This window comes from Streptomyces sp. NPDC047981, from assembly GCF_040653315.1.
Classification (GTDB): domain Bacteria; phylum Actinomycetota; class Actinomycetes; order Streptomycetales; family Streptomycetaceae; genus Streptomyces.
In genome coordinates this window covers 1-4,778 of record NZ_JBEZNQ010000169.1, presented here as the reverse complement: position 1 = coordinate 4,778, position 4,778 = coordinate 1, and the positions used below count along the sequence as shown (strand labels likewise).

The 4,778-nt window shown below is 72.3% G+C and carries 3 protein-coding genes; all 3 read left to right on the top strand.

Annotation, left to right across the window (positions count from 1 at the left end; translation table 11 throughout):
- Positions 1-1,331, top strand: a 1,331-nt coding sequence (locus AB0E14_RS39285) for a DUF2206 domain-containing protein (RefSeq protein WP_362430250.1), incomplete at its 5' end; no start/stop codon positions are given.
- Positions 1,328-2,659, top strand: a complete 1,332-nt coding sequence (locus tag AB0E14_RS39280; protein ID WP_362430247.1) for a lipopolysaccharide biosynthesis protein — start codon at positions 1,328-1,330, stop codon at positions 2,657-2,659. The genes AB0E14_RS39285 and AB0E14_RS39280, both read left to right, overlap by 4 nt.
- A 67-nt stretch (positions 2,660-2,726) precedes the next feature.
- The coding region (locus tag AB0E14_RS39275) for a glycosyltransferase (protein ID WP_362430244.1) at positions 2,727-4,778 on the top strand (2,052 nt) is incomplete at its 3' end.

Sequence of the window (4,778 nt, the reverse complement as noted above, 5' to 3'; positions counted from 1 at the left end):
TCGGCTGTGCCATGGTCGTGCTGACCGACAAGAGCCGCGCGCTGCGCCGCCGTCGGATCACCTTCGTCCTGCTGGCCGCCGGGATCGTCCTGGCGCACTACTCCACGGCGTACGTCTTCCTCGCGGCCCTCGCGCTGGCGCTCTGCGCGGACCTCTGCTGGCGGCTGCTCTCGCGCACCCGGCGTGCGCGCCCTGCGGCCGCCGCGCAGCCGGCCTTCGTGACCTGGTGGGTCGTCGTCTCCGCCGTGGCCGCGGCGCTCGTGTGGACCGGCCCGCTGACGCACACGGACGGGCAGCTCCGGTCCACCGTCGTCAGCACCGTGCAGGAGGTCACGGGCGGCAAGCAGCCCACGGCCTGGTCGTCCGACGTCTCGTACAGCCTGTTCGGCGGGGCGAGGAGCAGCCCCGAGGAGCGGCTGCGCGACTTCCAGACCATCACCCTGCGCGACACGGCCGCCGAACGGGCGGACGGGGTGTACGTGCCGTGGTCGGTGGACCCCGCCGGGGCGGTCGAGGCCGCGCCGGAGCCCCGTCTCCCCCTCACCTCGCTCGGCCAGGCCGTGGAGGACCGGGGCGTCGACGTGTCGGCGGTCGGCGAGTCCCTGCGCCACGCGGCCGCATGGCTGTGGCAGGTGTTCCTGCTGGTCGGCCTGGTCACCGTCCTCCGGGGACGGCGCAGGGAGTTCCGCCCGACCCGTGACCAGGTGACGCTGACCGTCGGCACGGTCGCGGTCCTGGGGCTGCTCACCGTCCTGCCGCAGCTCTCCGTCGAGTACGGCGTCCTGCGCGCCTTCCAGCAGGGCCTGTTCGTCTTCGCGCCCTTCATCGCGGCCGGGGTGGTGTGGGCGTGCCGATGGGTGGGACGGCGGTGGACCGAGGCGCTCGCCTGCTCCGTGGTCCTCCTGCTCTTCTTCGACCTGACCGGCGTGCTGCCCCGGATCTTCGGCGGGAATCCGCCGCAACTGCACCTCGACAACGCGGGCACGTACTACGACGTCTACTACCCCCACGCCGAGGAGCGAGCGGCGATGGCCTGGCTGACCGCCCACACCCCGCCCCGGCAGCTCGGGGACGTCCAGTCGGAGAACCTGAGCGACCGCTACAACCTGAGCCACGGGGGCGTGCTCGTCCCCACCACGGCGAGGAACGACATCCACCCCCTGCTCATCCGCGAGGACTCCCCCGTGCTCCTGGGCACCACGGTGGTCCGCGACGGCGAAGCCACCATCTTCCACGGCGGCGACCTGGTGACCTACACGTATCCCACCGGGCTCCTGGACGGGACGAAGAACAAGATCTACAGCAGCGACGGGGCGGAGATCTACCGATGACGGCGCGGGCACAGCCGTACTCGGGCCGCCCCGCCCGACCCGCCGGCGGAGGCGGCAAGGGCACACGGGGTCAGGACCAGCTGACGCGCAGCTCGTTCTTCCTCATGGCCGCGTCGCTGGCGATGGCCGGCCTCGGCTTCGTCTTCTGGATCATCGTCGCGCGCCTCTACCCGCCCGAGCAGGTGGGGCTGGCCACCACCCTGATCTCGGCCATCGAACTGATCGCCTTCTTCAGCCTCTTCGGGCTCAACAGCACGCTCATCCGCTTCCTCGCGCCCCCGGGGACCCGCAACGCGCAGATCACCAAGTCGGTGCTCCTCGTGGCGGGCGCCGCCTGCGTCCTGGGGGCGGCCTACCTCTTCGGGCTGCGCTGGTACGGCCGCGACCTGCTGTTCGTCCGGGCCGACCTGCTGCTCTCGGCCGCGTTCGTGGCGTTCTGCGCCCTCTCCGCCCTGAAACAGCTGACCGACTCCGTCTTCATCGGTGTCCGCAAACCGCAGTACAACCTGGTCGTCGACGGAGGGATCCAGGGAATCACGAAGATCGTCCTGCCGCTGTTCCTCGTGGGCGCCGGATCGTACGGAATCGTCACCGCCTCCGGTGGCGCCTGCGCCGTGGCGGTGCTCGCCTCCTTCTTCTTCCTGTGGCGCGGCGCCGGCTTCCGCTTCGACGTCCGGCTGAGCAGCGTCTCCCTGCGCCCGCAGGCCGGCTTCTCGGCGGCAAGCTATGTGTTCAGCGCGCTGACCCTGGTGCCGATCCTGGTGACGCCGCTGATCGCGCTGCACTGGCTCGGTCCCGCCGCAGCGGGCTACTACTTCGTCGCCTTCCAGATCGCGAACCTGCTGAACACCCTGTCCGACAACGTGGGAGAGGCGCTGCTGGCCGAAGTCTCCTTCGACGAGACGCGGTTCAAGGAGATGCTCAGGCGTTCGGCCGCGCTCCTCGCCGCCGTGCAGGTCCCCGCCTCGGTCGTCCTCGTCGTCGCCGCCGGCCTGGTCCTGCGGCTGTTCGGCGGCTCCTACGTGGACCACGCGCGGGGCCCACTGATCGTGCTGACGCTCGGCGCCCTCGCGGTCGCCCTGCGGACGTGGGCCAGTTTCGGGCTCAAGCTGGCCGGCCGCCTCCGGCACCTCGTCGCGAGCGGCGTCGTCCTCACGGTGGTGAGCGTAGGTCTCGCCCTCGCGTGGGCCCCGAAGGGCCTGCTGTGGATCGGCTTCGCCTGGCTCGTGGGGAACCTCGCTTCCGGCTGCTATGCCTGCCTGGCGCTGTTCACCCGCCGCCGGGCGGCCGCCCCGGGGCCTGCTCCGAGCAAGGGGGGCGGCCGATGACCGTCCTCACGACCGCTCCGTCACGCGCACCCGCCGCGCCGTGACCCGTACCGAAGGAGGAACCGTCATGACACCGCGCGCCGTCCTGCTCGCCTCCCCCTACTTCCCTCCCGCCCTCGGAGGACTGGAGCAGTACGTCTGGAATCTCGCGCGCTCGCTGAGATCCCGGCACGGCGTGCGCGTCGTCGTCGCCACGACCGCGCCCCGCGGAACGCGCGGCGGACGGTACGACCACCCCGACGGCTTCCCTGTGTACCGCCTGCCGGCTCCGCTGCGGATCTCCCACACACCGCTGGGCCTGCACTGGAGCAGGCTCCTGCGCACCGTGATCGAGCGGGAGGGCGTCGAACTCGTCGACGCGCACGCGCCGGTGCCCGTGTTCGCCGACGCGGCGGCCCGGGCGTGCGGCGACCTGCCGTTCGTACTGACGTACCACACGGGCCGGATGCGCAAGGGCCACGTCCTGCCCGACCTGGTCTGCGCGACCTACGAGCGGACGGTGCTGGCCCGGACCGCCGGCCGTGCCCAGGAGATCGTGTGCTCCTCCGACTACGTCCCGGGCGACCTGCCCGAACTCTTCGCGGGCAGGTGCACGACCATCTCGCCGGGGGTGGTGCTTGAGCGCTTCCCCGCGAGCCCGGTGCCGGACGTGCCGCGCATCGTGTTCGTCGGTTCGCTGGAGCGGTCCGCCTCCTACAAGGGGCTGCCCGACCTGCTGCGGGCGATCGGGCGGCTGGCCGGCGCGTTCCCCGACGTGCACCTCGACGTGGTCGGAGACGGCTCGGGGGCCGCCGGCCACGCGGCGCTCGCACAGCGTCTCGGCCTCTCCCGGCGCGTGACCTTCCGGGGCCGGCTCGAACCCGCGGACCTGGTCTCGGCCTACCGCGACGCCCGCGTCCTGGCACTGCCGACCCACTTCGACAGTTTCCCCTGCGTGCTCGTCGAGGCCATGGCGTGCGGGCGCCCGGTGGTGACGACCCCGGTGGGCGGCATTCCCTCGCTCGTCACGGACGGGGACAACGGACTTCTCGTGCCCCCCAGGGACGAGCGGCGCCTGGCCGAGGCGCTCGGATCGCTGCTGGGCGATCACGCCATGGCGCAGCGCCTCGGCAGCGCCGGCCGCGAGCACGTGGCCCGCGAGCTGACCTGGGACCGGCAGAGCGACCGTACCGTCGAGGTCTTCGACCGTGCCGCCGACCCCCGCCGCCGGGCGCGCACGGTCGCCGTCGTCGCGCCCAACTTCCCGCCGCGGCGCGGCGGTGTCGAGCACTACGCGCACCGGGTGGCACAAGCGGTCGCCGCGGATCCGGGGATGCGGGCGGCGGTCATCACGGCGAGCACGACCGGATGGCGCACCTCGGTGGACGTGGAGGACGGCGTGCCGGTCGTCCGGCTGGGGACCTGGGTGCGTCATCTCAACACACCGGTCAATCCGTTGTGGCCGTTCCAGCTGCGCCGCTGGCTGCGCCGGCTCCACGTCGACGTCGTCCACGCCCACGCACCGGCCCCCGGCCTCGGGGATCTGGCGGTCGCCGTGTCCGGAAGGCGTCCGGCCGTCATGACCTACCACGCCGGCTCGATGCTCCAAGGGCACAAGGACGTCGATCTGCTGGTACGTGCCTATGAGCGGTACGCCCTGCCCCGGGTGTTCGCCCACGCCGACGCGCTCGTCGCGAGTTCCCCGGTCTCGCTGGCCTTCAGCCGTCCCGGGGCTCTGGAGATCACGCCCGGGGTCGACGTGGAACTGTTCACCCCGGGACCGAAGGCCTCCACACGGCCCCGCACGATCGTGTTCGTCGGCAGACTCGACCGAGCCTCCCCCTGGAAGGGCGTCGACGTGCTCCTGCACGCCTTCGCCGCACTGGCACCCGAAACCCCCGACGCCCGACTGCGCCTGGTCGGCGGCGGCGACGCCGCGCCCGACCACGCGGCACTGGCCCAACACCTCGGCATCACCGACCGCGTGGACTTCACCGGAACCGTTTCCGCGGAGGCCCTGCTCGACGAGATGCGCAACGCCGCGCTCCTCGTACTCCCCTCACTCACCGCCGCGGAGTCCTTCGGCATGGTCCTCGTCGAAGCCATGGCATGCGCCACCCCCGTCATCGGCTCCGACGCC

Coding starts and splice junctions, on each gene's coding strand:
- AB0E14_RS39280 (WP_362430247.1), top strand. CDS start 1,328: ATGACGGCGCGGGCACAGCCGTACTCGGGCCGCCCCGCCCGACCCGCC.